32 protein-coding genes and 3 pseudogenes are annotated in these 25204 nt (G+C 71.3%); 12 read left to right on the top strand and 23 right to left on the bottom strand.

The features are described from left to right. Positions 1-8: 8 nt before the first annotated feature. The 18 genes from ACEXOX_RS40200 to ACEXOX_RS40115 all read right to left on the bottom strand — a co-directional run bounded on the left by ACEXOX_RS40200 (position 9) and on the right by ACEXOX_RS40115 (position 7444). Complete coding sequence (locus ACEXOX_RS40200) at positions 9-899, bottom strand: YqaJ viral recombinase family protein (protein WP_406525641.1); 891 nt, start codon at positions 897-899, stop codon at positions 9-11. Then, a complete protein-coding gene (locus ACEXOX_RS40195; RefSeq protein ID WP_406525640.1) occupies positions 896-1234 on the bottom strand; it encodes a hypothetical protein in 339 nt (112 codons plus the stop codon). The genes ACEXOX_RS40200 and ACEXOX_RS40195 overlap by 4 nt, the downstream gene beginning before the upstream one ends. A gap of 118 nt (positions 1235-1352) precedes the next feature. Beyond that, positions 1353-1694 (bottom strand): hypothetical protein, encoded by a 342-nt coding sequence (locus ACEXOX_RS40190; RefSeq protein WP_406525639.1) that lies wholly within the window; start codon positions 1692-1694, stop codon positions 1353-1355. Beyond that, positions 1691-1915, bottom strand: a complete 225-nt coding sequence (locus ACEXOX_RS40185; protein ID WP_406525638.1) for a hypothetical protein — start codon at positions 1913-1915, stop codon at positions 1691-1693. The genes ACEXOX_RS40190 and ACEXOX_RS40185 overlap by 4 nt, the downstream gene beginning before the upstream one ends. A 304-nt stretch (positions 1916-2219) precedes the next feature. Further along, a complete protein-coding gene (locus ACEXOX_RS40180; RefSeq protein ID WP_406525637.1) occupies positions 2220-2393 on the bottom strand; it encodes a hypothetical protein in 174 nt (57 codons plus the stop codon). Next, on the bottom strand, positions 2390-3133 hold the full coding sequence (locus ACEXOX_RS40175) for a hypothetical protein (RefSeq protein ID WP_406525636.1): 744 nt from the start codon (positions 3131-3133) through the stop codon (positions 2390-2392). The genes ACEXOX_RS40180 and ACEXOX_RS40175 overlap by 4 nt, the downstream gene beginning before the upstream one ends. A 3-nt stretch (positions 3134-3136) precedes the next feature. Then, positions 3137-3388, bottom strand: coding sequence for a hypothetical protein (locus tag ACEXOX_RS40170; RefSeq protein ID WP_406525635.1), 252 nt, complete (start codon positions 3386-3388; stop codon positions 3137-3139). Further along, positions 3385-4122 (bottom strand): hypothetical protein, encoded by a 738-nt coding sequence (locus tag ACEXOX_RS40165; RefSeq protein WP_406525634.1) that lies wholly within the window; start codon positions 4120-4122, stop codon positions 3385-3387. The genes ACEXOX_RS40170 and ACEXOX_RS40165 overlap by 4 nt, the downstream gene beginning before the upstream one ends. Further along, complete coding sequence (locus ACEXOX_RS40160; RefSeq protein ID WP_406525633.1) at positions 4119-4301, bottom strand: hypothetical protein; 183 nt, start codon at positions 4299-4301, stop codon at positions 4119-4121. Before ACEXOX_RS40160 ends, ACEXOX_RS40165 begins: the two co-directional genes overlap by 4 nt. Continuing rightward, complete coding sequence (locus ACEXOX_RS40155) at positions 4298-4537, bottom strand: hypothetical protein (RefSeq protein ID WP_406525632.1); 240 nt, start codon at positions 4535-4537, stop codon at positions 4298-4300. Before ACEXOX_RS40155 ends, ACEXOX_RS40160 begins: the two co-directional genes overlap by 4 nt. Next, positions 4534-4872, bottom strand: a complete 339-nt coding sequence (locus tag ACEXOX_RS40150; protein ID WP_406519481.1) for a hypothetical protein — start codon at positions 4870-4872, stop codon at positions 4534-4536. Before ACEXOX_RS40150 ends, ACEXOX_RS40155 begins: the two co-directional genes overlap by 4 nt. Beyond that, positions 4869-5165 carry a hypothetical protein gene (locus ACEXOX_RS40145; protein ID WP_406525631.1) on the bottom strand — a complete coding sequence of 99 codons (297 nt, stop codon included), beginning with the start codon at positions 5163-5165 and terminating at the stop codon, positions 4869-4871. Before ACEXOX_RS40145 ends, ACEXOX_RS40150 begins: the two co-directional genes overlap by 4 nt. Then, positions 5162-5467, bottom strand: coding sequence for a hypothetical protein (locus tag ACEXOX_RS40140; protein ID WP_406525630.1), 306 nt, complete (start codon positions 5465-5467; stop codon positions 5162-5164). The genes ACEXOX_RS40145 and ACEXOX_RS40140 overlap by 4 nt, the downstream gene beginning before the upstream one ends. Then, on the bottom strand, positions 5467-5916 hold the full coding sequence (locus tag ACEXOX_RS40135) for a hypothetical protein (RefSeq protein WP_406525629.1): 450 nt from the start codon (positions 5914-5916) through the stop codon (positions 5467-5469). Before ACEXOX_RS40135 ends, ACEXOX_RS40140 begins: the two co-directional genes overlap by 1 nt. Positions 5917-6119: 203 nt before the next feature. Continuing rightward, entirely contained in the window at positions 6120-6554 is a 435-nt protein-coding gene (locus ACEXOX_RS40130) for an HNH endonuclease signature motif containing protein (RefSeq protein ID WP_406519484.1), read from the bottom strand. Then, positions 6551-6805: a hypothetical protein gene (locus tag ACEXOX_RS40125; RefSeq protein ID WP_406525628.1), complete on the bottom strand. Its 255-nt coding sequence runs from the start codon at positions 6803-6805 to the stop codon at positions 6551-6553. The genes ACEXOX_RS40130 and ACEXOX_RS40125 overlap by 4 nt, the downstream gene beginning before the upstream one ends. Positions 6806-6894: 89 nt before the next feature. After that, entirely contained in the window at positions 6895-7155 is a 261-nt protein-coding gene (locus tag ACEXOX_RS40120) for a helix-turn-helix transcriptional regulator (RefSeq protein WP_406525627.1), read from the bottom strand. Positions 7156-7189: 34 nt separating this feature from the next. Continuing rightward, the gene (locus tag ACEXOX_RS40115; RefSeq protein WP_406525626.1) at positions 7190-7444 is read right to left on the bottom strand and encodes a hypothetical protein; all 255 of its coding nucleotides are present in this window, start codon (positions 7442-7444) and stop codon (positions 7190-7192) included. 248 nt (positions 7445-7692) lie between these two features. Here ACEXOX_RS40115 and ACEXOX_RS40110 point away from each other — a divergent pair, with 248 nt between their 5' ends. The 4 genes from ACEXOX_RS40110 to ACEXOX_RS40095 all read left to right on the top strand — a co-directional run bounded on the left by ACEXOX_RS40110 (position 7693) and on the right by ACEXOX_RS40095 (position 9796). Further along, positions 7693-8151, top strand: a complete 459-nt coding sequence (locus ACEXOX_RS40110) for a hypothetical protein (protein WP_406525625.1) — start codon at positions 7693-7695, stop codon at positions 8149-8151. Between the two features lie 148 nt (positions 8152-8299). Further along, on the top strand, positions 8300-8575 hold the full coding sequence (locus ACEXOX_RS40105) for a hypothetical protein (protein ID WP_406525624.1): 276 nt from the start codon (positions 8300-8302) through the stop codon (positions 8573-8575). Continuing rightward, positions 8532-9203 carry a hypothetical protein gene (locus ACEXOX_RS40100; RefSeq protein ID WP_406525623.1) on the top strand — a complete coding sequence of 224 codons (672 nt, stop codon included), beginning with the start codon at positions 8532-8534 and terminating at the stop codon, positions 9201-9203. The genes ACEXOX_RS40105 and ACEXOX_RS40100 overlap by 44 nt, the downstream gene beginning before the upstream one ends. After that, positions 9185-9796 (top strand): tyrosine-type recombinase/integrase, encoded by a 612-nt coding sequence (locus ACEXOX_RS40095; protein ID WP_406525622.1) that lies wholly within the window; start codon positions 9185-9187, stop codon positions 9794-9796. The genes ACEXOX_RS40100 and ACEXOX_RS40095 overlap by 19 nt, the downstream gene beginning before the upstream one ends. A 155-nt stretch (positions 9797-9951) precedes the next feature. On the opposite strand, the gene ACEXOX_RS40090 is transcribed toward ACEXOX_RS40095, so the two are convergent. Continuing rightward, complete coding sequence (locus ACEXOX_RS40090; RefSeq protein ID WP_406525621.1) at positions 9952-11370, bottom strand: sugar porter family MFS transporter; 1419 nt, start codon at positions 11368-11370, stop codon at positions 9952-9954. 379 nt (positions 11371-11749) lie between these two features. Between ACEXOX_RS40090 and ACEXOX_RS40085 the strand changes: the two are divergent. From ACEXOX_RS40085 to ACEXOX_RS40070, 4 genes and pseudogenes are all read left to right on the top strand, one after another. Beyond that, positions 11750-12660 (top strand): annotated as a pseudogene (locus ACEXOX_RS40085) (SIS domain-containing protein). A 423-nt stretch (positions 12661-13083) separates the two neighbouring features. Then, complete coding sequence (locus ACEXOX_RS40080) at positions 13084-13968, top strand: class II fructose-bisphosphate aldolase (RefSeq protein ID WP_406525620.1); 885 nt, start codon at positions 13084-13086, stop codon at positions 13966-13968. Between the two features lie 291 nt (positions 13969-14259). Next, positions 14260-15063, top strand: coding sequence for a DeoR/GlpR family DNA-binding transcription regulator (locus ACEXOX_RS40075; protein WP_406525619.1), 804 nt, complete (start codon positions 14260-14262; stop codon positions 15061-15063). A 363-nt stretch (positions 15064-15426) separates the two neighbouring features. Continuing rightward, positions 15427-16188, top strand: a complete 762-nt coding sequence (locus ACEXOX_RS40070) for an N-acyl homoserine lactonase family protein (RefSeq protein ID WP_406525618.1) — start codon at positions 15427-15429, stop codon at positions 16186-16188. Positions 16189-16631: 443 nt separating this feature from the next. On the opposite strand, the gene ACEXOX_RS40065 is transcribed toward ACEXOX_RS40070, so the two are convergent. The 4 genes from ACEXOX_RS40065 to ACEXOX_RS40050 form a co-directional block, all read right to left on the bottom strand. Further along, entirely contained in the window at positions 16632-17816 is a 1185-nt protein-coding gene (locus tag ACEXOX_RS40065; protein ID WP_406518361.1) for an IS701 family transposase, read from the bottom strand. Positions 17817-17915: 99 nt separating this feature from the next. Continuing rightward, positions 17916-18701: an SDR family oxidoreductase gene (locus ACEXOX_RS40060; RefSeq protein WP_406525617.1), complete on the bottom strand. Its 786-nt coding sequence runs from the start codon at positions 18699-18701 to the stop codon at positions 17916-17918. A gap of 619 nt (positions 18702-19320) precedes the next feature. Then, positions 19321-20271 carry an SDR family oxidoreductase gene (locus ACEXOX_RS40055; RefSeq protein ID WP_406525616.1) on the bottom strand — a complete coding sequence of 317 codons (951 nt, stop codon included), beginning with the start codon at positions 20269-20271 and terminating at the stop codon, positions 19321-19323. Next, complete coding sequence (locus tag ACEXOX_RS40050; RefSeq protein WP_406525615.1) at positions 20261-21232, bottom strand: SDR family oxidoreductase; 972 nt, start codon at positions 21230-21232, stop codon at positions 20261-20263. Before ACEXOX_RS40050 ends, ACEXOX_RS40055 begins: the two co-directional genes overlap by 11 nt. Before the next feature lie 98 nt (positions 21233-21330). Here ACEXOX_RS40050 and ACEXOX_RS40045 point away from each other — a divergent pair, with 98 nt between their 5' ends. The 4 genes and pseudogenes from ACEXOX_RS40045 to ACEXOX_RS40030 all read left to right on the top strand — a co-directional run bounded on the left by ACEXOX_RS40045 (position 21331) and on the right by ACEXOX_RS40030 (position 25157). Then, positions 21331-22221: an enoyl-CoA hydratase family protein gene (locus tag ACEXOX_RS40045; RefSeq protein WP_406525614.1), complete on the top strand. Its 891-nt coding sequence runs from the start codon at positions 21331-21333 to the stop codon at positions 22219-22221. A gap of 11 nt (positions 22222-22232) precedes the next feature. Beyond that, positions 22233-23072, top strand: a pseudogene (locus ACEXOX_RS40040) (CoA transferase subunit A); the annotation flags it as partial. 149 nt (positions 23073-23221) lie between these two features. Continuing rightward, a pseudogene (locus ACEXOX_RS40035) lies at positions 23222-24096 on the top strand (CoA-transferase subunit beta). Beyond that, complete coding sequence (locus ACEXOX_RS40030) at positions 24093-25157, top strand: NAD(P)H-dependent flavin oxidoreductase (protein WP_406526630.1); 1065 nt, start codon at positions 24093-24095, stop codon at positions 25155-25157. The pseudogene ACEXOX_RS40035 and the gene ACEXOX_RS40030 overlap by 4 nt, the downstream one beginning before the upstream one ends. Positions 25158-25204 lie beyond the last annotated feature (47 nt).

The following is a 25204-nucleotide window of genomic DNA, read 5'->3' as shown; positions in this document are numbered from 1 at the left end:
GAAGGCTCCTAGCGGGCAGGGTGCAGGGATCGGGTGGTGCCGTCGTCGTTGGCGACGCGGTAGGCGATGCGCCGGCCGAGGTGGACGGCGTTTCGGCCGGTGCCGAGCGCGGCCAGGACGTGGCTCTTGGCTTGCGTGTAGGCGGTGTCGGCGGCCCGGTAGTGGGCGCCCGCCTTCTCGTACTGGTCGGCGATGGGGCCGGGGATCTCGACGTCTTCGCGGTCGTAGCGGTCGGGCTGGCGGCGCAGGGTGTTGTAGGTGCGGTCGCTGTCGTCGATGTCGGGCCGGACGCCGTGCCGCACGTCGTGCAGGAAGGTCTGTGCGGCGTCGCGCATCAGCAGGGCGTCGGCTTCGTCGTAGTCGACGTACAGTTCCCGGTAGTCCCAGCCGCTGATCAGGACGGCCACGTGAGCGCGCTCGTGCAGGCCGAGGGTGTCCTGCTGCCAGATGATCTGGCACCGGTAGTGCAGCGGCACCTGGTCGCTGCCGTCCGGGCCCCATTCGCCGTCGTCGAACGGACTGGTCTTGATCTCGACGATGCGGTGGCTGTGGAGCCGGTCGGGGGTGGCGCGCTGCCAGGAGCGTTCGACGTGCCGCCAAGTGCCGGTCGACAGGAGCGGGTGCTCGGGGTGGCGTTCGGCGTACTCCTCGGCGACGTCGTCTTCGAGGCGCACGCCCCACTTGGTGAACGGGTTGGGCTCGAAGGACGCGACCGGCAGGCCGGCCTTCTTGTGCCACAGCTCGTAGCGGTTGGCCCAGGTGCTGGGGTTGAGGTTCAGCACCGCGGCGATCTCGGTAGCGGTGATGCACAGCCCGCCGCGGGCCTCCTCCCACTCCGGCGAGCCGGGGGTGAAGGTGCCGAGCAGGACGGCGGACGGTACGGCGGCCTGCGCGGTCACTGGCCGGCCGCCTTCGGGACCGCTCGGTCGAAGGAGCAGGGAATGCAGTCGGGGTGCCCGCAGTCGAGACCGTGCTGGTGCTCGACGGCGCGGTTCCAGGCGTAGCCGTGGTGCAGGACAACGGCGTGCAGGACCGGCGTGTACTGGCTGGGGTCCTGCAGGCGCAGGTCGGCGAAGCAGGCGTTGTGCTCGGCGGCGGATTCGAGGGCTTCGGCGAGGCTGCCGTGGGGGTGGATGTCGTCGATGCCGAGGATCCACACGGCCCACTCCTGGTCCTCGTAGCCGATGCGCTGCCGGTCGGGGCCGAAGAGGCGGGTACGGGTGCTGGTGCTCATGTGACCTGCTTTCGGGTGTGGGGTGTCTGGCCGCCCGCGGCGGGAAGGGTGCGGGCGGCCGGCAGGGCGGGTGGTGGATCGCCGGGCCGCCGGCCGGGGTCATCCGGCGGCCCGGCTGTCAGGCGGCGCCCACGTCGGCCTGCGGCGGGAGCTTCTTCTCCGCCCGCTTGAAGACCCGCCGGACTCCGGCGTCGCACGACGGGCACAGCGCGATCAGGCGGCGGGCCGGCAGGGACGCGGCGGCGGCGAAATCCACCGACGGGTCGCGCGGTACGGCGATCAGCTTGATCTCGCCGATCTTGCTGACGTGCGTCCCGTTCTCGTGCGGGCAGCGCATCTGCCGTCCGCGCCGGTCGGGATCGTGCCTGCTGCCGCACACTCCGCGGCACTCGCAGCGGTCACCGGCGTTCTTCATCACCGTGTTCCACAGGGCGGCTCCGACGAGCGGCGGGCGGGTCATGAGGCGTCCACCGGAGCCGGGTGGGCGCTGATGACCGCACGGATCGCCTTGAGCGACGGGGCCGGCGGGTGTTCGCCCGGCGCCTTGTCGGGCGTCAGGCCCCGGCCGGCGCCGAACCGCTTGACCTTGCCGACCGGGCAGCCGCGCGAGTGGTAGGTCAGCTCGTACAGCCAGATGCCGGACCAGTAGAAGTCCGCGGCCCCCTTCTCGGCCTCGGTCATGTCCCGGCGGATACCGATCCGCACGTAGACCTCGCCGCTGTAGCCGGGCGAGGTCCACTGGATCCCCGTTTCCCAGCCGTGCGCCTCGGCGTGCGCGAGCAGGTCGGCCGCCGCCTTCGGCAGCCCATACCCGGTCGGCGGAACCGCGAGAATCTCACGTAGCCTGCCGAGGATGGCGGCATAGCGGGCCTGCTCTTCGACGGTGTGGCCCCCTTATTCCGGATGAGCGCTCTGAGCGCGAACCCCTCGTCGGTCAGGCGGCGGTACTCCTGCTCCAGGGTTTCGGTCACAGCGGTAGTGGTCATCACGCCACCCCTTCCTTCTCGGACCAGGCCGCGGGCGGTGTCCGCAGCCGCGCGTTCTCGGCAGTGAGCCGCACGACGGTGCACACCAGCTCGTCGCACTCGGCGCGCAGCATCGCCGGGGTCTTGCCGCGGTGCCGGGCCCGGGAACGGACGGCGGCGATCGGGGACCTCATGTCAGGTCACCCCCGGCGACCGTGCGCCGCACGATGATCCCGACGCCTGTGTGTATGCCGTCCTCGTGGTTCTCGATCAGCTCGTACCAGCGGTCGTGTCGACTACCGGGCGGCTCCTTGACCCACTCCAGGTTGGCCGGGTCCATGTCGCTCTCGGACTGAAGCCAGGCAATGGCCGCACCCTTCGCCGCGGCCTCGCCGTTGGTGAAGCCGATCAGGTAGTCGCTGACGTTGCCCGGCTCGTAGACCGCCTCCCAGGCGGGAATGCACGCTGCTCGGAAGGCGATGCGCCGGGCCTGCTCCAACTGCTCGGTCAGCTGCCGCTGTTCCTTGTCGGCGACAGCCTTCGCGGCGTCGGCCAGCACGTGCTCAAGGTCGGGGCCGACGGGCTGCTGCTCCTGATACGCCTGCCACGCTTCGAGGAGGGCTTCGTAATACGCCGCGAGGCGCTTGTGGTCCTGCGTGAGGCGGTCGTCAGCCACGTCGATGTGCGTGAGGCAGATGCCGCCCGCGTAGCCCTCGACGGAGACGACGGCCTCGCCGTCGCCGAGCGTCCAGGCCGGGGTACGGGTTACGGTCACCAGCCGCTTGCACAGGTCGGCGTCGCCCGGATCGACGTAGCCGCCGGACTCCTGCTGCTCCCGGACCGCCACGGCGAGCGGATGCTCCGGGCGGACACACGGGTAAGCGATGACGGGCGTACCGACGGGGTACTTGTCGTTCCACTGCTCGGCGTTCATGGCTCAGCCCTCGTCGCAGTAGTCGGTGGAGGTGTGCGTGCGGCCGGTCTTGTGCCGCGGCGTCTTCGCCTTCGGCTTGGCCGCCTTGCCGCGGCTGCCGCTGCGGGCGCCGGGGCCGGGCTTCAGCGGCACGGACACCGCCACCGGGGCCATGGACCGGTCGTCGCAGTCGTCGTCCTGGTCGGTGCACGCCGTCAGCGCGGACGCGGCCAGCAGCAGCGCGACGATGGTGGCGGTGGTGCGGCGCGGGCTCATGCCGCCACCTGCTTCCGGGCCGCGTCGTACAGCTCGATGCCGCGGCGGATCGCGTGGCAGCAGTGCAGGAAGGCGGGCGTGTAGTCCTTCAGCTGCCAGTCCCGCCAGTCGGTGAAGTAGCGCGGCACCTGCATGAACTGGAACTCGCGCAGGGCGCCACGAGCGTCTTCCTCGTACTCGATGTTGTACTCGGCGATCTCGCTGAAGAAATGGTCCTCGACCGCCTCGCGCAGACGCCGGTTGGCCTTCCTCCACCGCGGCCGGACCTGTCGGGACAGCTCGCGGCGGATTTCCGGCGTGGTCGCCACTTCCCTCAGCACGTAGCCGAACCGCTGCGCCTGCTCCGCGATACGGTCGTCGAGGTCATCGCGCATCCACTGTGCGAGCGCCGACGCGATCTCACCCTTCAGCAGGTCCGGGTCGTAGCCCTCGACCTCGCCGCTTCCGGCCCGCACCTTCTCCGACCAGTAGCCGGGGTTGATCTCGCCGCTGAAGGCGGTGCGCCGGAACAGGTCGAACATGTCGGGGGTGGCGTCGATGTCGAAGTGGAAGACCCAGCCCGCCTTGACGACGAGGTTGTACGGCCAGGTGATCAACTCGAAGGGGCCGATGCGGCCCTGCTCGGGGGTGGAAAACCGCAGGTGCCGGTACAGACCGTCGACGCACAGGACGGTCATCTCAAGCCGGGCCGTGTCGCGGGCGAATCGCGCGGCGATGTCGGAGTAGTCGTTCACTGGGTTCCCCCGTTGTGTCGCGGCCCGTGCTGGAGCCGCCATGCGGCGTGGTCGGTCTGCTGCTGCTCGACGCTCAGCCGGGCCCCGGCGAGCTGGTCCTCCAGGTCGGCGATACGGCGCATCAGCGCGAGCAGGACGAGGAAGTCGACGACGGCGACGGCCGGCGGGATGGCGGTCACGCGGCCCTCACCTCCGCCGCTGCTTCGGCGGCGGCCACGATCACGCGGGCCGGGACGTCGCCGGGAAAGTCGAAGGTGAACCGGTCGCCACGCCCCCGTGCCGGACCGCTCAAGGAGGAGTCGCCGCAGTCGTTCGTGGCGGCCCACGAGGCGTCGCCTTTCACCAGCAGGCCGTGCCGTTTCTCCGTCCAGCCGCGGGCGAGGAGCATGCGCCGGACGTCCAGGCGTTCGCTCATGCGGCCCTCACCGCCTCCGCGACGGCCGGTGCCCACAGCTCGACGACCGCGGCCGGCTCGGGCACCGGCATCTCGGCGCTCGGCTCGGGCCAGGTGAAGACCACCGTCAACCGCTTCGGGTCGGACACGTCCAGCTGCCGGTGCAGCCGATGCTGACCCACCCGCTTCAGCACGGCCATCACGATCACGGGGTGCTGTACGGCCAGCTCGCCGGAGAGCAGGAGCAGCCCGTCGTCGGTACGGTCCGTGCGCCAGCTGCGCATCAGCGGGAACTGCTCGTCGCCCTCAGCCAGCGCGCGGATGATGCGGACGGTCAGGGTGTCGACGGTCGTCACGTCTCGTCACCGCCCTCCAGGCGGACGATCTCCGCGTAGGCCGCGGCGAGTTCGTCGGCCGCGGTACGGGTCCGGTCCCGGTAGGCGACGATGCCGTCCCGCCACTCCTGCACAGCGGTGAGGATGCGGTCCGCCGTGGCGACCTGCTCATCCAGCGGTGTGCTGTTCGGGAACTGCAGGTTGATGCTGTTCCGCATGGGCCCGTCGGGCTCGATGTACAGGACGGACAGCGGCGCTGACCCGGACCGGGCGGTGGCCTGCGACTCCAGGAAGAACGTCAGGTTGTAGCTCACAGCCCCTCCTTGGGGTGCGGGATGCCGGGCAGGGGCACGGCCGTGTCGGGGTCGGCGTCCAGGTAGTGGCGCTGCTCGGCGAGGCGGCCGTCGGCGACGTCGTGGGCCTGCTGGATTCGGTCCAGTTCGATGGCCATGAGGAGCTGGTCGCGCACCCGGCGGCAGTGCTCTTCGGTCGCGTTGTCCACGACCAGCCGGTTCTCCTGCCGGTCCCAGAGCGTCGCGAACACGCCGCTCCGGCCGATGACGTACCGCTCTGCGTGCGGTGCCTCGATCGCGGGGCGCGGGGTCGTCGTCGCCATTACCGCTCACCGCCGTTCTGTGCCTGCTCGTTGGCGAGATCGCGAAGGCGGCGGTACTCGCCCCCAGGGACACCGCCGAGCGTGACGCCGACTCCGAGGCCGCCCATCAAGCTGCCGGAGCTCTGGTATTTCGGCCCGTCTTGCCTGTTGGCGCGGAGCTTCTCCGCCCATTCGTCCCAACTGAGGAAGGCGTGGGTGCCTGCGACCAGGGCGTCCCATAGGGCGATGGTCGGCGTCGCCAGGTCGCCCATCGGAAGGCTCGCGGCGTGCGCGACGGCGTTGCACAGGTCGCAGCAGCAGCAGTTGGGGTTGCCATCACCTGTGAGCTCACCCTCGAAGCGACCGAAGTCCATCGGGTCGTAGGCCAGGCACGAGACGCTGAAACCGTTGCCTGTCAGGCACGGGTGGAGGCACTTCTCCTGGCCGCACCGGCAGAGGGGAGTCGCCATCACGACTCACCCCCGGTGCGGGCGAGGGCGGTACTGGCGTCGCGCTGCGCATGCTCCAGCAGGAGGGTCAGCCGGGCGAGCCGGATGCGCAGCCGGTCGTTCTCGGTGGCCAGCTCACGCCCGGCCGCGCGCAGCTCGGCGGCAGTGGCGGTCTCGTCGTACAGCAGGTCGTCGATCTCGGCGCGGCGGCCGGGGGCATCGACTCAGTCATGACTCGCCGCCCTACGCCGGGCGCTGTACGCGTTGTTACGGGCCCGCTTGCAAACCCGGCACTCCCTGATTCCGTCCTTGTGCAGATAGACGTTCTCGGGGGTGAGTGCATGGCCGCGTCGGCAGATCACGAGCGACGAGCGGATCGCACGTCGCGTGTTCTCCGCGTGCGTAACCGCGCGGAGGTGATGCGGGTTCACGCAGTGCCGTACTCGGCACAGGTGGTCAATTTCCAGCCCTCCGGGAATGGGGCCCACGAACTCCGCATACGCGATGCGATGTACCGACAGGTTTCGCCCGGACACGTAGAGTTGCCCATAGCCCTGAGGAGTCCTTGCGCCACACCAGAGGATGCAGGCACTAGGGCCGGCCACGGATCGAGCGAATACGCGCTCCAGGGGGCTGGCCGACAGGCGACGGGCACTCATACCGCACCTCGCACAACCAGCGACCCGCGGGCCGGGACTGTGGCGAGCACCTTGTTGGCGCGGGCGATACGGGCCAGCTGTACCTCGCGGCCCTCGGCGTACAGCGGGCCGCGGGCCAGCCCGTAGGCGTACACGGCAGCGGCCTGGGCGCGGACGGCGTCCTTGACATGCTGCGGGAGGCCGCAGGCCTTGAACCAGTCGACCGCCGCCGGTACCGGGACGGGAGTGCCAGATGGGAAGATGGAGGTCACGTGCCTCCCCTTTCTTGATCCGTTCTCGGGGTGGTGCGTAGGCCCCGGCTGCCGGTGTGTGAGAGCCCGGCGGTTGGGGCCGCATACCGCTACGCGGCGGCCTTGGCCTCGACCGGCGCGTTGGCCGGGTCGATGGCGGGGTTGGAGCAGGGGTCGGCGGCCTCCTGGGCGGCGAGCCAGGCGTCGAGCGCTGCGACGCGGTAGACGACCCTGCCGCCCACCCGGAAGCTGGCCGGCCCCTTCTTCTTGAGCCGCCACTTCCTGAGCGTGCAGGGCTCGTATCCGAGACGGTCGGCAGCGTCCGGGAGCCACAGGCACCCAGGCGGCGCCTTCCGCGGGGTGTTCGACACGGCAGTCCTTCCGGTTGACATGGGCGTTCTCCTGTCAAGCCACTTCGTCTCGCGGAGGAGACGCCGGAGGTACGAAAAGAGTCAGCACGGCCACGCCGACAGCCTCCGCGATACCGTGCGCCAGTTCGGCGCTGCAGTCCTTGCGCTCACCGCTGAGGAGGTGCCCGATCAGCGAGTGATGACTGAGGCCGACGGCTTCCGCCAGGGACCGCACGCTGTACGGAGCGCCGCGGCCGGGATGCTTCATGGCGAACTGGAGCCACTCCCGGCTGCGCAGCGTGTAACGCACCCTCAACGTCTCCCCCTTGGGACGAAGCGTCTTCGATTGAGACCAGTGAAGCATCTCCGAGACAGTTCGTCTACAGCTAGAGACGGCCGGATCTGAAGTTTCTGCGCAGCAGCGGCAGCGATAACATCGCGCTGTAGACGAAATGTCTTTGCGGCGGAATGGTTGTACGGGCTGACCTGCGATTTGTAGAGTCGCCCCGACTCCTTCGAGAGACAGTCGGTGTGGATGTGACGCGGAAGGATGGCGACATGGAGGCTGCGGCCCCGGACCGCGAACGAGACGGCAGCCCAACGCCCCTGCCCGACTCCCTGACGCACGACATGGACCGCGACGAGCTGAGCCGCCTGATCCGCGAGGCGAACGACGCAGGCATGAGCTACCAGCAGATGGCCACGAAGGCCGTCGACCCCGAGACGGGCGAGCAGGTTTCCAAGGCGTACCTGCAGAAGCTGGCCACCAACGTGATCACCGTGGCGCCGAGCGCCGACCGCCTGAAGGCCATCGCTGTAGCGCTCGGCCGCCCCGTGTCCGTGATTCAGCGCGCCGCGGCGATCCAGTTCCTCGACTACCAGGCAACCGAACTGTCCGGGTACGACGACGACGTTCGCGTCATCGTCGCCCACCTGGCGGGGATGCCCCCGGCGGAGAAGAGGAAGTGGCGCGCCATGATGGAGGCAGCGGACCGGGCCGAGCGCGACCTCTCATGAAACCCGCAGGACCCACGTCGGCTCCGCACCGATACAGATCGTCTACAGGCTGTTGTCCGTTCATCTTTCTGGCGGTAGCTTTTCGGGACTGAACACATTCGTCCCAGGGGAACCCCCACACCCCTGTGTGCGCGCATGGGGGTGCAGGATGCTCGATGTCCAGTACGTCTACTCCGAAGACCGGACCCTCGACGAGCCCGTAGCCGTCAGGGAAACCCGAGGGAAGATCAAGTTCGAGCTGTACCGCGGCCTCTTCCTGCCCGAAGGAGTGGCCGCACTCAACTCGGCCACCGCCCAAGTCATCGCTGGCGGACAGTGGTTCCAGCTGTGGAGGGGCGAGGTCATCTCCATACACTCGCCGGAGCTGAGGGGGTTCACGCATGGCCGGATACATCGAGGACCGCTGGTGGACCAAGCGCCCTGACCCCGAAACGGGTAAGAAGCGCAAGACCGCCCTCTACGGCAAGGGCAAGAGGTACAAGGTCACCGGCATCCCTGGCGTGCGGGCTCGCTCTTTCGATGCCATCGCCGACGCCAAGCGATGGAAGGCCAAGGCGGAACACGAGACGAGCCAGGGCGAGTTCTTGGACCCCCGCCTCGGCCGCATCACGCTGACGGAGTACATCGAGGACCACTGGCTGCCGGCCCGCCATGACGACCCGGCAACCCGCAGGACGATCCTCGGCCGACTGAAGCACATCGAGGCGCATCTCGGCGCTACCGAAATCGGCGCGATCAAGGCCCAGCAGCTGCGATTGTTCCTCAAGGAGCTGCAGTCCCGCATAGGCCCCAACACGACGCTTGGCGTGTGGGGCTACCTGTCAGCCATCTTGCAGGCTGCCGTAGATGACGAACGGATCCGCAAGAACCCGTGCAAGACCAAGTCGATCACGCTTCCGACGCTACCTGACCGCGAAGTTCAGCCATGGACTCGCGAGCAGGTCCGTGCCGTGTGCTCGGCTCTGCCTGAGCGCTTCCGAACGATGGTGGATGTGGGCGTCGGAGCTGGTCTTCGGCAGGGGAAGTCCTCGGCTTGGCCGAAGGCGACATAGACATGGAGGGCGGCGTCATCCATGTGCGCCGTCAGCTGAAGAAGGTCGGTTCCAAACTGGTCTTCGCCCTGCCGAAGAGAGGAAAGATTCGCGCCGTCCCCGCCCCGCCCCACCTGCTGGCGCAGCTGAAGGCGCACATGGAGGCATTCCCTCCGAAAAAGATCACCTTGCCTTGGGGGGACCCGGACGCCCCCACTTCGGAGAAGGAGGAGAAGGAGCGGGCCCCGCAGACCTTCCCTCTTGTCTTCACGAGCGCCAGGGGGTGCGCGATCCGCCGCGACTCTTGGAACCAGTGGAGCTGGAAGCCAGCCCTTGCCGCGGCCGGAATCATCCCCGAGCCCGAGATGGTGCGCCAGGGCGCTCTGGGGCGCATCGTCCCCCGCTATGCAGCGGCGCGCGAGGACGGCTTCCATGCCTTGCGGCATACCTTCGCCTCGGTGCAGCTACACGCGAGGGAGACGATCGTGGCAGTATCGAAGTGGCTGGGGCACGCCGACCCGTCGATTACGTTGCGCGTGTACGCACACATGATGCCCGAGGCCGACGGCCGCGGACGCCACGCGATGCAGCGGTGGTTCGAGGCGGATTCCTAAAAGATCTCCCTAATTTCTCCCTGGGTCAGTCGCCGGCCACTCCGTTCAGGCCCCGCACCCGCAGCCCCCTTCGCAATCTCTGAAGAATCGCCCCAGCTGACACCCTTGCTGAGCTGGGACGATTCCTATCGATCCCCTCCTCCTGGCCCACGCTCCTACGGGGCCGGGGTGGGCCAGCGCCCCCCGTTGAGCCAGAAGCCCTGGATCTCCTCCAACTGCCGACCCTTGGTCTCGGGGGCGGTGCACGCGGCGAAGACCAGCGCGCCGAGCGCGAGGACCCCGAGGCCCGCGAAGGTCGTCGCGGCACCCGCCCAGGACATCAGGGACGGGAAGAACTGCGCGATGAGGAGGTTCGCGACGAGGTCGGCGGTCAGCATCGCCGACGCGCCGGTGGAGCGCAGCTGGGCGGGGAACGCCTCGCTGGCGTACACCCAGATCAGCGAACCGAAGCCGAAATTGAAGGCGGCGGTGAAGAGCAGGATGGCGCCGAAGCCGATCCACGTCCCGGAGCCCTTCAGGTCCCCGAAGCCGAACACGGCGGTCAGGACGCCGAGCATGGCCGTCATCGTGGCGATGCCGGAGAGCAGGACCACGCGGCGGCCGAGCCGGTCGATGATGAGGATGGCGAGGACCGTCGCGGCCAGGGAGGCGAGCTGCACGAAGGACGGCAGCAGGAAGTTCTGGCCGTCGCCGGTGAAGCCCATCTCCTCGAAGATCTGCGGGCTGTAGTACGTCACCGCGTTGATGCCGGTGATCTGGCAGAAGAAGCCGAGCCCGAGGACGAAGAGCGTGGCGCGGGCGTACGGCTTGCGCAGCAGTGAGCGCAGCGACCCGCCGCTCTCCTCGGACAGAGCCGCCCGGACCGCCTCGGTCTCGGCGCGCGGGTCGACGTCGGGGTCGGTCAGCGCCATGACCTCGACGGCCTTGTCGGTCCGGCCCTTGAGGACGTACCAGCGGGGTGTGTCGGGGAGCCGGAACAGCGGGATCAGCACGAGGGCGGCGGGGACCGCGGACAGTCCCAGCATCAGCCGCCAGTGGCCGCCGTCGGACAGCCCCCAGTTCACGAAGTACGTGAGGGCGATGCCGGCGACCGTGGCGACCTGGTACGCGGCCACCGAGGCGCCACGGATGCGGGCCGGTGACGCCTCGGCGATGTACAGCGGCGCGGCCACGATCGAGATGCCGATGGCGACGCCGAGCAGGAACCGCACCGCGTCCAGGACGACGACGTTCGGGGCGAGGGCGGAGAGCGCCACGAAGACCGTGTACGAACCGGCGACGATCAGCATGGCGGCCTTGCGGCCCAGCGCGTCGGCCAGCTTGCCGCCGATCAGTGCGCCCAGGATCGACCCCAGTACCAGGATGCTGTTGACCAGGCCCTTCTCGGTGTCGCTGAGGTGGAAGTCCTTGCTCAGGAACACCAGGGCGCCGGAGATGCTGCCGGTGTCGTAGCCGTAGATCACGCCGACGACGGCTCCGGTGAGGGCGAAGAGCCGGCCGGTGCGCCGGGGCGGCGGGCCCTCGGGGCCCGGCGGCGATGACGGTGACTGCGTGGAGCGCGTTGCAACGGACATGGGGAGTCCTTTGTGACGACTGTCGGCGGAACGGCCTTGCTGCGTGACGATCACCGCGGCAGCTGCCGGTGGACGGCCGGTGTCCGGACGTACCGCCCGGCGCCAACGCCGACAGCGCTGCCCGACGGCCGCCGCTCCACTGCGGCTGCGTGAGTGATCTTGCGAGTATTCGACTCCCTTCACTCATGTGTCAACAGCCCCCTCGGGCACCCCGGTCTGTCGCATACCTCCTGCCCGGAACGCCAGTTCGCTGGTCATCCCTTCCCGCCTTACGGGCGCTTCCACCCTTCCGAGGGATGGATTACGCCGCAGGGCGTGCGTAGAGTTGCTTGCAACCGAGCATGATGTTGCAAGTTCACGCAGACAACTGGAGGGTGTCGTGAGCGGGACCTCGTACATGGAGCAGGAGCTGCGCAGCCAGCCGGACACCTGGCGGGAAGCGGCGCGGATCGGTGGCGCGGGCACCCCGCTGCCCGGCGCCGGCTCGCGGGTCGCGGTGGTGGGCTGCGGCACCTCGTGGTTCATGGCGCAGGCGTACGCCGCCCTACGCGAAGGTGCCGGACTGGGGGTGACGGACGCCTTCCCGGCCTCGGAGGCGTTCCTCGGCGCCGACCGGGGCTATGACGCCGTCGTGGCGATCACCGTTCCGGTACCACGACCGAGGTACTGCGCCTGCTGGAGCAGATGAAGGGGCGCATCCCGACGGTGACCGTGCTCGGCGACCCCGACACCCCGGCGACCGCGCTGTCGGACGCGACGGTCTCCCTGCCTTTCGCCGACGAGAAGTCCGTGGTGCAGACGAGGTTCGCGACGACCGCACTCGCGCTGCTGCGGGCCCATCTCGGCGAGGACCTGTCCGGCGCGGTGCGCGACGCGGAAGAGGCGCTGACCGCGCCCGTGGAAAAGGAGTGGCTGGACGCCGAGCAGTTCTCCTTCCTCGGCACGGGCTGGACGTACGGGCTGGCCAACGAGGCGGCACTGAAGATGCGCGAGGCGTCGCAGAGCTGGACGGAGTCCTACCCCGCGATGGAGTACCGCCACGGCCCCATCTCCATAGCGGCACCGGGCCGCGTCACCTGGGTCTTCGGCCCGGTGCCGGAAGGCCTGGAGGCGGATGTCGCCCGGACCGGCGCCGGGTTCGTGCGGCACGGGCGCGACCCGCTGGCCGACCTGGTGCTGGTGCAGCGGGTCGCCCTGGAGCGGGCCCGCGCCCGCGGCCTGGACCCCGACAACCCGCGCGGCCTGACCCGGTCGGTACTGCTCACGGCACCGGAGCCGGCGGCCGGGTAGCGAGGAGGGAACGGAGGGGGCAGGAGGGGACGGGAAGGGAGGGGGCGGGGCGGCCTACTACCCCGCTCTGCCACTCGCACGGCCCGCCGCCTTCGCTGCTCTCCGCGTTACCGTCCTCCGCCTTCCCTGCCCTCCACCGTTACCGTCCCCCGCCTTCCCTGCCCTCCACCGTTACCGTTCCCCGCCTTCCCTGCCCTCCACCGTTACCGTCCCCCGCCTTCCCTGCCCTCCACCGTTACCGTCCCCCGCCTTCCCTGCCCTCCACCGTTACCGTTCCCCGCCTTCCCTGCCCACCGCTTTCACCGCCGCCGCCTTCACCGCCCCGCACCGTCCACACACGCATCGTCCACGCACGCACCGCCCACGCCCGCATCGTCCACGAACCGCCGGAATGGCCGTGTTCCGCAAGGGAGTCAGGACCCCATGCCCCTCGTCCCCACCTCGTCGATCGTCACCGCCGCCCGTGAGGCGCGGGCCGGCGCCGCGGCGTTCAACGTCATCCACCTGGAGACCGCCGAGGCACTCGTCACGGCCGCCGAACGCAGCGGCTTCCCGGTCATCCTCGGCATCAGCGAGAACTGCATCCGCTACCACGGCAGCCTGCTGCCCATCGCCCGGGCCACCCTCGCGCTCGCCGAGGCGTCCTCCGCCCGGGTCGCCGTGCACCTGGACCACATCACCGAACCGGACCTGGTGCGTGCGGGAGTCGACGCCGGGGTGCGGTCGGTGATGGTGGACGCCTCGGCCCTCCCGTACGAGGAGAACGTCGCCGCCACGGCGGAGCTGACCGCCTGGTGTCATCAGCGCGGCGCCTATGTCGAGGCCGAGCTGGGCGAGGTCGGTGGCAAGGACGGGGTGCACGCCCCCGGTGCCCGCACCGACCCCGACGAGGCGCTGGCGTTCGTCCGGTCGACCGGGGTGGACGCGCTGGCCGTCGCCGTCGGCTCCTCCCACGCGATGCACGAACGGACCGCCGTGCTCGACAAGGAGTTGATCGGGGCGCTGGCCGGGAAGCTGCCGGTGCCGCTGGTGCTGCACGGTTCGTCCGGCGTGCCCGACGACGAGCTGCGCCGGGCCGTCGCCGCCGGCATGACGAAGATCAACATCTCCACCCATCTGGTCTCCGTCTTCACCCGCAGCATCCGGGACACCCTGGACGCGGACCTGGCCCTCGTCGACTCGCGCAAGTACGTGAAACCGGCGCGCGAGGCCGTGGCCCAGGAGGCAGCCCGGCTCCTGGCCCTGCTCGGCGCCCCGGCCGCGGTACCGGGCCAGTCGGCCGCAGCGGAGGCGCCCGTGCAGAAGTGAGAGGTGAGTGTGTGCTCCGGAGGCGTGACCTCCGGGGGCCTCCGGGGGCGTGTCCTGCGGGGGCGTGCGTCCCGGTGAGCGGCGGATGAGCGGATCGACGGCGGGCGGACAATGACGGGCGACGGTGGGCGGACGGCGGTGGGCGGGGCACCCCTCCGGCCGAGGGTGCGAAAACGCTTGCGTACCCTCCCACCACGGGGTCAACGTGGCGCCTGCCCTCCCCTCGCCCCCGGTCGGCCGACGGGCTCCCCGATATCACGCAGGCCGCCGGAGAGGACTTAGGCTCGCGCCATGAACCGCCATGAACGGATGAACGCCCTCCTTGAGCTGCTCGGCGAACGCGGCCGGGTGGAGGTCGAGGAGGCCGCGTCCCAGCTGGAGGTGTCGGCCGCGACCATGCGGCGTGACATGGACGCCCTGGCCGACCAGCAGCTGCTGACCCGTACCCGGGGCGGCGCGGTGCTCAGCTCGGTGGCGTACGACCTGCCCATCCGTTACAAGCGGGCGCACCGCGCCGCGGAGAAGGGGGCGGTGGCGCAGGCCGCGGCGAAGCTGGTCGAGCGCGGTGACGTGGTCGGCCTCAGCGGCGGCACCACGACCACGGAGATCGCCCGGGTACTGGCCACCCGTCCGGAGTTCGCCGAGGCGGGACCGCAGCCGCATCTGACGATCGTCACCAACTCGCTGAACATCGCCAACGAACTCGCCGTACGGCCCCAGATCAAGATCGTGCTGACCGGGGGTGTGGCGCACTCCAGGTCGTTCGAACTGGTCGGTCCGTTCAGTGAGCTGGTCCTCCAGCAGATCTCCGTGGACATCGCCTTCATCGGCGCCAACGGCATAGAACCGGTGATGGGCGCGACCGTGCACGACGAGGCGGAGGCCCGGATCAACCGCCTGATGGCCGAACGGGCGCGGCGCGCCGTGGTCGTCGCGGACTCCTCGAAGATCGGCGCCCGCTGCTTCGCCCGGGTCGGCGGCGCGGACGTCTTCGACACCCTCATCACGGACAGCGGCGCGGGGGAGTCCGTCCGGCGGGAGTTCGGCGAACGGGGCCTGCGCGTGGTGGCCGCCCGCACCGCCGCCGACGACTGACCGGCAGACAGGCAGTCGCGCGGACATGCTCCGGGGGCTGTGCTCCGGGCGTTCCGGGTGCTCGGGGCGAGCTTGATGCCAGGGGCATTCCGGGCGCTTGGAACGTCCGGGTGTTCGGGGCTCTCGGGGCTCTCGGGGCTCTCGGGGCTCTCGGGGCTCTCGGGGCTCTCGGGGCTCTCGGGGCTCTCGGGGCTCTCGGGGCTCTCGGGGCTCTCGGGGCTCTCGGGGCTCTCGGGGCTCTCGGGATGATCTTGGCGCCCCGCGGCCTGTGCCCCGCGGTGTCGCGTCGTCCGGCGCGCCGTCGCACGTGCCCGGCTTGATCGGCACCTGGCGGCGCCCGGCGGCCACTGTCACGATGGCCCGATGGATTCTCTGGATCAGAAGGTGACGGTACACAGGCGTACGGCGCGCCGCTCTCCCGTGCGGAGCGTGCGCCGAATCAATCTCGGCTACTTCGTCCGCCCCACGTCGGAGACCGGTGGGCCGGAGCCGCGGGTGGAGCCGGTGCTCGCGTATCTGGTGCGCCACGATGCCGGGTTACTGCTGTTCGACACGGGGATCGGCGCCGCCGATCCGGAGACCGAGGCGCACTACCGCCCCCGGCGCCGGTCCCTGGAGGCCGCGCTGGCCGCGGCGGGGCACCGGCTCGACGACGTGTCCGTGGTGGTCAACTGTCATCTGCACTTCGACCACTGCGGCGGCAATCCGCTGTTCGGCGGACGGCCCGTCATGGTGCAGGAGACAGAGCTGGCCGAGGCCCGCGCGGGCGGGTACACCGTGGACGCCCTGGTCGACTTCCCGGGCGTCGTGTACGAGGAACTGCGTGGCGAGGCCGAGGTGTGGCCCGGCGTGCACATCGTCCCCACGCCGGGGCACACCGCGGGACACCAGTCCCTGGTGGTGGAGCAGCAGGACGGCACGGTGGTCCTCGCGGGCCAGGCTCGTGACTTCGCCTCGGACTTCGCGTCGGACCAGCTGGCCCGGCACGCCGCCCTCGAAGGGGTCGCCGCCCCGCTGCCCGGTCATCCGCCGTGGCTGGAGCGGCTCAGCGCGTTCGAGCCGCGGCGGGTGATGTTCGCGCACGACGGTTCGGTATGGGAGCCCGCCGAGTCCCCCGAGCCGTAGGCCCGGTCGTCAAATTCCCGCCTGCCGCGCGACTCCCCCAGCACGCACTCCCCCAGCTACCGCTGGGAGGTGCCCCCACGCTGCCTTGCCGAAACGCCCGCGTAGCTCCTCCCCCAAGGCCTGAAGGGCCAGGGGCCCGACCGAGGACGCTCCGGTGCCTTGCGATCGGCTCGGCTTCCGAAGGGCAGATGCAAAGAGCCGAGACGTAGCGAAGCGGAGTGCACCAGACGCCGCGCGGCTCGCCCTCCGGGCGGACAACGGGAATGTGACGACAGGACCTAGTACTGCAACGGTGCTTGCCGTGACTGGTGGCCAGGATCAGGGGCTGTGCCCGCGTTGCTTGTAGTGACTGTTGCGGGCTTGGTGCTGGCGCCGTCGACGCCAGTGTGACCAGTACAGGATGTGCTCGGCCGGTGCCGGCCGGCGGTGGGTGAGTCGGTAGATCAGACGCCGGATTTCGGCAAGACTGAGGTGGATGAGCTGGGAGGATCCGTTTCTGCTTTCTCCGCATCCAGCTCACGGGCCCGCAGGACAGTCAGGCAGGCGTGGGCGGCCATGGCCAACGTCATGTGGCGGTGCCAGCCCGGGTAGCGGCGGACCTGGTAGTCGTCCAGCCCGCACTCCTGCTTCGCGCTCTGAAAACATTCCTCCACCGCCCATCGGCTCCCGGCGACGCGGATCAGCTCGTCGAGAGTGGTGCCGGCGGGGCAGTAGGCGATGTAGTAGGAGATTTCCTCGGGCCGGCTGACGCTGCGACGGGCGATCACCCAGTGCTGACGGTCCTCGCGGTGCCAGGGCCGCACCTCAACGCGGGCCCAGTCGAAGATCCGCCGTCCGTGGGCCCCCTCGCCGCAGGAGCGGCGTTTCCACTTCTGCCGCGGCAGGCCGGGGAACAGGTCGTGGACGGGGTGGTCGATGGCCCAGCGGGTGACGACGGTGTCGTGCCGGGTGGTGGCCATGACGTGAAAGACATCGGCCTGCTCGAGCTCGAAGCGCCAGCCCTTGCTGAAGCCGTAAGCGGCATCGGCCGTCACCCACCGAAACGGGAGCCGGTCGGCGATGGCCCGGCGGATCATCTCCTTGGCCATGGCCACCTTCGTCTCGAAGGCGACACTGTCGCCGATGCCCGCCCGCCGGCATCGCTCACGGTCATCCGTCCACGACGCGGGCAGATACAACCGCCGGTCGATCAACGTGCGTCCGCGGCCCGTCGCGTAGGCGAGGAAGACCCCGATCTGGGAGTTCTCGGTGCGTCCCGCGGTGCCGGAGTACTGCCGCTGGACCCCGGCCGAGCGGACGCCCTTCTTCAGGAAACCGGTGTCATCGACGATGAGCACGGCGTCCCGGTCGCCGAGGTGTTCCACGACGTAGTCACGTACGTCGCCCAGGACCTCGTCAGCATCCCACTCGATGCGGTTCAGCAGCCGGTGGATGCGATCGGGGCCGCCATAACCGGCCTCCTCCGCCAGCGTCCAGCCGTTCTTCCGCTCCAGCGGCGAGATCAGCCCGCGCATATAGGCCAGCGCCGACTGGCGCGGCTCCTCCCGGCTGAAGCGGTGCACGAACCTCCCATGCACCGCTTCAAGCTCACCCGCCCACAACCTGACATCAGCAAGGCCCCCACCCATAACCAGACCAACGACCCAACTGGCCACCAGTCACGGCAAGCACCGTTGCAGTACTAGCGACTCCCGGCCCGGCTGCTCCGGCGGCGGGCCGACGTGGCGTCACCAGGTGCGGTCGCCGCGCAGTACGGCGTCGGCGCCGCCGTCGAGGAAGACGACCTGCCCGGTGACGTGCGTGTTCTCGGGCGACGTCAGCCAGGTGAGAAGTGGGGCGGCCTGTTCCGGGCGGGCGTGGCCGTGCAGCGGCATCGGCACGCTCGTGTCCACGACCCGGCGCGTCTCCGGGTCGGCGAGCATGGGCGCGGTCATGGGGGTGACGACGGTGCCCGGCGCGACGGCGTTGAGCGGGATTCCGGCGCCTGCCCAGTCGGCGGTCGTGGCGTTAAGGCGGACCCAGCGCGCGACGGCGGCCTTCGAGGAGCCGTACAGGAGGTACCCCTCGCCGCGGTCGACGGCCGCCTGCGCCGCGGCGACCGCGGCCGGCTCGTCACCTGCCAGCGCGGCGTCGACGACAGCGGTGTCACAGGGGTGCACGGACGCCACCGAGGAGACGACGACCGCGCGCGGGTCGGTGCCCGCGGCGAGCAGCGGACGCAGGCCCTCCAGGGTGGCCACCGCCCCGAAGTGGTTCACCTTCACGGTCAGCGGATCGAAGGTGGCGACACCGGCACAGGCGATCACCGCGTCGAGCCGGCCGCCGGTCAGTTCGCGGGCCCGCGTCACCAGTTCCGTACGGCCCTCGGGGGTGGCCAGGTCCGCCTGGATGTCGGTGCCGTCGAGGTCGGCCCCGATCACGGTGCAGCCCTGCGCGCGGAGCCGGGCGGCGGTGGCCCGGCCTATGCCGGAGGCCGCTCCGGTGACGAGGCAGGTACGGGACGGTGCCGGCATGGAGCGCTCCTTGGCGGGGTGGTGGTTCGGTGGGGCGGTGGTTCGCTGGGGATGGTGGTTCGCGAACATTGCCGTGCGGCGAGTATCGCGGTTCGCCGAGCGCGGTGGTTCAGCGGGCCCCTCCCCGTCCGGCGGGCACACCCCGCCCTGCGGGCATTCCCGTCCGACAGGCGTCGCTGCCCGGCAGGCATCGCCGCCCGGCGAGTGTGACGATCGCCGAACCTGAGGATGCGCCGTACGTGACGACCCGCCGTACGTGACGACCCGCCGTACGTGACGATCCGCCTGGCCTGGCGACACGTCAGGCCAGGCAACTCGCCGAGCCCGACGGCACGCAGGCCTGAGCACCCGCACCCCCCACGCCCACCTGGCCCGACCGCCCGCCGGCCCTGACACCCTGCAGGCCCCACACCCCGCCCGACCCGACACCCCGCCGAACCCGACACCCCGCCGAACCTGACACCCCCGCAGCTCCGGCGCCCCACCTGGACTGACACCCCGCCAGCTCGGCGACCCGCCAGCTCGGCGACCCGTCAGCCCGGCGACCCGTCAGCCCGGCAATCCGCCAGCCCGGCAACCCACCGGACCCAGCGATCACCGGGGTGACACGGCCGCCGGCCTACCCCGACACCCCGTACACCGGTTCCGGTGCGACCGCCTCGGCGAGCAGCCTGCGTGCCGTGTCGCCCGCCTCGGTCGGGGTGAAGCGGGTCTGTCGGTCGGTGGTGGGGCCCGGGCGCCAGCCCTCCATGACCGTGATGCGTCCGCCTTCGGCCGCGAAGACCCGGCCGGTGACGCCCTCGGAGGCTGCGGAGCCGAGCCAGACGACGAGCGGAGAGACGTTCTCGGGGGCCATCGCGTCGAAGGTGCCGTCCGCCGGTGCCGCCATGGTCTCGGCGAAGGTCCGTTCGGTCATCCGGGTACGGGCGGCCGGGGCGACGGCGTTGACCTGTACGCCGTACCGGCCCAGTTCGGCGGCGGCCACGAGGGTGAGGCCGAGGATGCCTGCCTTGGCGGCCGAGTAGTTGGCCTGGCCGATGCTGCCCAGCAGGCCCGCTCCCGAGCTGGTGTTGACGACGCGGGCCTGTGGCGGAGGGCCTGCCTTGGCCTGCGCGCGCCAGTGCGCCGCCGCGTGCTGGAGTGGCAGGAAGTGGCCTTTGAGGTGAACGCGCAGGACGGTGTCCCACTCGTCCTCCGCCAGGTTCACCAGCATCCGGTCGCGTACGAAGCCCGCGTTGTTGACCAGGGTGTCCAGGCGTCCGTACGTACCCAGCGCGGTGGCGACGAGCGAGGCAGCTCCGGTGGGCGTGGCGACGTCACCGCCGTGGGCGACCGCCTCGCCGCCCGCCGCGCGGATCTCCGCGGCCACCGCGCCGGCGGGGCCGCCCGCCTCCTCGTCCGGGGTGCCGTCCGGCCGTACCCCCAGGTCGTTGACGACGACCCGGGCGCCTTCGGCGGCGAAGGCCAGGGCGTGGGCGCGTCCGAGGCCGCGGCCCGCGCCGGTGACGGCGACCACGCGGCCGGCGCAGAGGCCGGCGGCGGCGCTTCCGGTCGGGTGGTCATCGGTCATCGCTGCCCTCCGGGTCGACGGTGGCGGCCGTACCCGTACCGGCAGCCGGGGATGGGGATGGGGTTGCGGATAGGGGTGTTGAGGGTGCGGGTGGGGACGGGGGCGCAGACGGGTGTGGGGCCGGTGCACCGGGAGGCCGTCCAGCCGCCTCCGGAAAGGCCAGTTGGCCAGCCGCCTCCGGGGAAGCCGGTTGTCCGGCCGCCTCCAGAAATGCCGGCCGTTCGCCGCCGCCGTGGACGGCCAGGCTCGCTCCGCTCACGTAGGCGCACCGGTCACCGGCGAGGAAGGCGCAGAGTTCACCGATCTCGTCGGGGGTCGCGAGCCTGCCCAGCGGGACGGTGCGGCCGACGGCGGCGAGGCCGGCCTCGCCGCCGTAGTGCAGGTGGGAGAGTTCGGTGTGGACCATGCCGACGACGAGGGTGTTGACGCGGATGTGCGGCGCCCATTCGACGGCCATGGTGCGGGCGAGGTTCTCCAGGCCCGCCTTCGCGGCCCCGTAGGCGGCCGAGCCGGGTGACGGGCGGGTGCCGCTGACGCTGCCGATCATGATGATCGAGCCGCCGGCCGGCTGGCGCGCCATGACGGCCCGTGCGGCGAGGGAGGCGGTCAGCGGGGCGACGAGGTTCAGTTCGACGACCCGGGCTGCCTGCCGCGGCGAGGAGTCGTCGAGGAGCCGGTACGGGGTGCCGCCCGCGTTGTTGACGAGGATGTCGAGGCGTCCGTGGCGGGCCCGTACCCGGTCGAAGCAGGCGGCGACCGCGTCGGGGTCGCGCACGTCCACCGGCTCGTAGGCGGCGGTGCGTCCGTCCGCCGCCGTGACCGGCCGTTCCGGCGGGCGGCGGGCGCAGGCGACGACCTCGGCTCCGGCCGCCAGCAGGGCTCGGGCGATCCCGGCGCCGACGCCCCGGGTGCCGCCCGTGACGACCGCGACGCGCCCCGACAGGTCGATGTCGAGCGCCAAAAGGCCACCTCCGCCCTCCCGTTGGGGGCATCGCGCTGCTACCTTCTCAAGCAGCCTGCACCTAACAAACGTTTGGTGGAAAGGTAGCTGATCCGCCCATGGGTGTCTCCACCACCGTCACCGTGTCCCGCCCCGAGGACGGCACCGCGCTCGTCACCGTCGACCGGCCGCCGGTCAACGCCCTGCCCGTACAGAGCTGGTTCGACCTGGCCGATGCCGTACGCGCGGCCGGCCGCGACCCCGGCGTCCGCTGTGTGGTGCTCGCCGCGGCGGGGCGCGGCTTCAACGCGGGCGTGGACATCAAGGAGATGCGGCGGACGCCGGGGCACGCCGCGCTGCTCGGCGCCAACCGGGGCTGTTACGAGGCGTTCGCGGCCGTCTACGACTGCGAGGTACCGGTCGTCGCCGCCGTGCAGGGCCACTGTCTCGGCGGCGGCATCGGGCTGGTGGGCAACGCGGACGCGATCGTGGCGAGTGACGACGCGACCTTCGGCCTGCCCGAACTGGACCGCGGCGCGCTCGGCGCGGCCACCCACCTCGCCCGGCTCGTCCCGCCGCACCTGATGCGCACCCTCTACTACACCTCGCGCACCACGACCGCCGCCGAACTCCACCGGCACGGCTCGGTCTGGGCCGTGGTACCGCGCGACGAGGTGCTGCCGGCGGCGCTGGCGCTGGCCGGGGAGATCGCCGCGAAGGACGGGTACCTGCTGCGGCTCGCCAAGGCCGCCATCAACGGCATCGACCCGGTCGACGTCCACCGCAGCTACCGCTACGAACAGGGCTTCACGTTCGAGGCCAACCTCAGCGGCGTCGCCGACCGGCACCGGGACGCCTTCACGCGGAGGAACGCGCCAGCCGACGGCCCGGAGCACGGACGACACTCCGACACACCCGAAGCCGACACACCCGAAGCCGACACACCCGAAGCCGACACTCCCGGATCCGACACCCCCGGATCCGACACTCCCGGGAAGGAGCAGAGTTGAGCGACAAGAGGATGACCGCCGACGGCGTGGTGTCCCGGCTGGAGAGCGGAATGACGCTCGGGATCGGCGGCTGGGGATCGCGCCGCAAGCCGATGGCGCTCGTCCGTGCCCTGCTGCGCTCCGGCCTGACGGATCTCACGGTGGTCTCCTGCGGCGGCCCCGACGTGGGCCTGCTGGCGGCCGCCGGAAGGATCCGCCGGCTGGTCACGCCCTTCGTCACGCTGGACTCGGTCCCCCTAGAGCCGCACTTCCGCGCGGCCCGTGAACGCGGTGCCCTGGAACTGACCGAGCTGGACGAGACGATGTTCCTGTGGGGGCTGACCGCGGCGGCCCAGCGGCTGCCGTTCATGCCGGTACGGGCCGGTCTCGGCTCCGACGTGCTGCGGGTCAACCCCCAGCTCCGTACGGTCACCTCGCCGTACGCGGACGGCGAGGTGCTGGCCGCCGCCCCGGCGCTGCGGCTGGACGCGGCGCTGGTGCACCTCAACCGGGCGGACGCGCGGGGCAACGCCCAGTACCTGGGGCCCGACCCGTACTTCGACGACCTCTTCTGCGAGGCGGCGGACGCGGCGTACGTCTCGTGCGAGCGGATCGTGGACGGCGCGGAGCTGGCGCGGGCGGGCTGCCCGCAGACGCTGCTGGTCAGCCGGATGTTCGTCAGCGGTGTCGTGGAGGCGCCGCACGGCGCGCACTTCACGTCCTGCGTGCCGGACTACGGGCGGGACGAGGCGTTCCAGCGGGCGTACGTCCGGGCGGCGGCGGACCCGGACACCTGGGCGGCGTTCGTCAAGCGCTTCCTGTCGGGCGGCGAGGACGACTACCGGGCGGCGGTGGCGGCCTTCACCGAAGAGACCGAAGCCGCGGAGATCGAACGAGCCGTAGAGATCGAACGGGCCGCGGAGACCGAACGAGCCGCGGAGACCGAACAGGTCGAGCAGGCAGAACAGGCCGGACACGCCGAAGCGGCCCGGAAGACCGAGGAGAACGTGGAGGGGCGCCGATGACCGCCGACAGCGGCTCCGCGGCCGTCACCCGCGCCGAGTACTGCGTGATCGCCTGCGCCGAGGTGTGGCGCGGCGCGGGCGAGGTGCTCGCCTCCCCCATGGGCACGATTCCCGCCCTCGGCGCGCGGCTGGCGAAGCTGACCTTCTCCCCGACCTCCTGCTGACGGACGGCGAGGCGCTGCTCATCGACGGCGTACCGGCGCCAGGACCGACACCAGGACCGGCGACGGGAGCTGCGCCAGGACCGGCGACGGGAGCAGCGGCGGACGCAGCAGGGACAGCGCCCGGAACGGCAGGCGCGCCACCAGCACTGGCCGAGGGCTGGCTGCCGTACCGCCGGCATCTGGCGCTGGTCGCCACCGGCCGCCGGCACGTCATGATGGGCGCGAGCCAGATCGACCGGTACGGCAACCAGAACATCTCCTGCATCGGGGACTGGGCGCGCCCGTCCCGGCAGTTGCTCGGGGTGCGGGGCGCTCCGGCCAACTCGCTCAACCACCCGACCAGCTACTGGGTGCCGAAGCACTCGCCGCGGACCTTCGTCGAGCGGGTTGACATGGTGTGCGGCGTCGGGTACGACCGGGCCGCGGCGGCCGGGCCGTCCGCCGCCCGCTACCACCGTGTCCCGGAGGTCGTCAGCGACCTCGGCGTGTTCGACTTCGACACGCCCGGCCGCACCATGCGCGTCCGGTCGCTGCACCCCGGCGTACGGCTGGACGACGTCCGCGCGGCCACCGGGTTCGAGCTGTCCGTACCGGACGGCGGTGTACCGTGCACGCGCGCACCGGACGCCGCCGAGCTGCGGCTGATCCGCGAGGCCGTCGACCCGGGCGGGCTGCGCGACCGCGAGGTGCCGCCGTGCGGCCGCTGACCACCGCGCTCACCGAGCTGACCGGCGTCCGCCACCCCGTCGTCCAGACCGGCATGGGGTGGGTCGCCGGGCCGCGTCTGGTCTCCGCCACCGCCGAGGCGGGGGCGCTCGGCATCCTGGCGTCCGCCACCATGTCGGCCGGGCAGCTGCGGGCCGCGGTCCGCGAGGTCGCCTCCCGTACGGACCGGCCCTTCGGCGTCAATCTGCGGGCGGACGCCGGGGACGCGGCCGAGCGGGTGCGCATCATCGTCGAGGAGGGCGTACGGGTCGCCTCGTTCGCCCTGGCGCCCTCGCGGGAGCTGATCGCCCGCCTCAAGGACGCGGGGGTCGTCGTCATGCCGACGGTGGGGGCGCGGCGGCACGCGGAGAAGGTCGCCGCGTGGGGTGCGGACGCGGTGATCGTCCAGGGCGCGGAGGGCGGCGGGCACACCGGTGAGGTGGCGACCACTGTGCTGTTGCCGCAGGTCGTGGACGCGGTGGACATCCCGGTCGTGGCGGCCGGGGGCTTTCACGACGGGCGCGGGCTGGTCGCCGCCCTGGCCTTCGGGGCGGCCGGCGTGGCCATGGGTACGCGCTTCCTGCTCACGTCCGACAGCACCGTCCCGGAGGCGGTCAAGGCGCGCTACCTGGCGGCCTCGGTCGGGGACGTCACCGTGACGCGTGCGGTGGACGGGCTGCCGCACCGGATGCTGCGGACGGACCTGGTGGCCGCCCTCGAACGGTCCGGGCGCCCGGCGGCGCTGCTGCGGGCCGTGCGGCACGCGGCGGCGTTCCGGAAGCAGGCGGGGACGGGCCGGGTCCGTACGGTACGGGACGGGCTGGCGATGAAGCGGGGCGCCGGGCTGACCTGGAGCCAGGTGCTGCTGGCCGCGAACACGCCGATGATGTTGCGGGCCGCGCTGGTGGAGGGCCGTACGGACGTCGGGGTGATGGCGTCCGGGCAGGTGGCCGGGGTCATCGAGGACCTGCCGTCGTGCGCGGAGCTGGTCGGCCGGATCATGGCCGAGGCGGCGGCGACGCTGGACGGGCTGGACCGGCTGGAGCGGGACGGCGCGGGGTGAACAGGCCGGACGGGCCGGCCGATCCGTCCGGGACGGCCGGTCCGGGC

The organism is Streptomyces sp. Ac-502 (genome assembly GCF_045222935.1).
Classification (GTDB): domain Bacteria; phylum Actinomycetota; class Actinomycetes; order Streptomycetales; family Streptomycetaceae; genus Streptomyces; species Streptomyces monomycini.
Note: the sequence above shows the minus strand (reverse complement) of the source record. Positions and strands in the feature narration are given on the sequence as shown.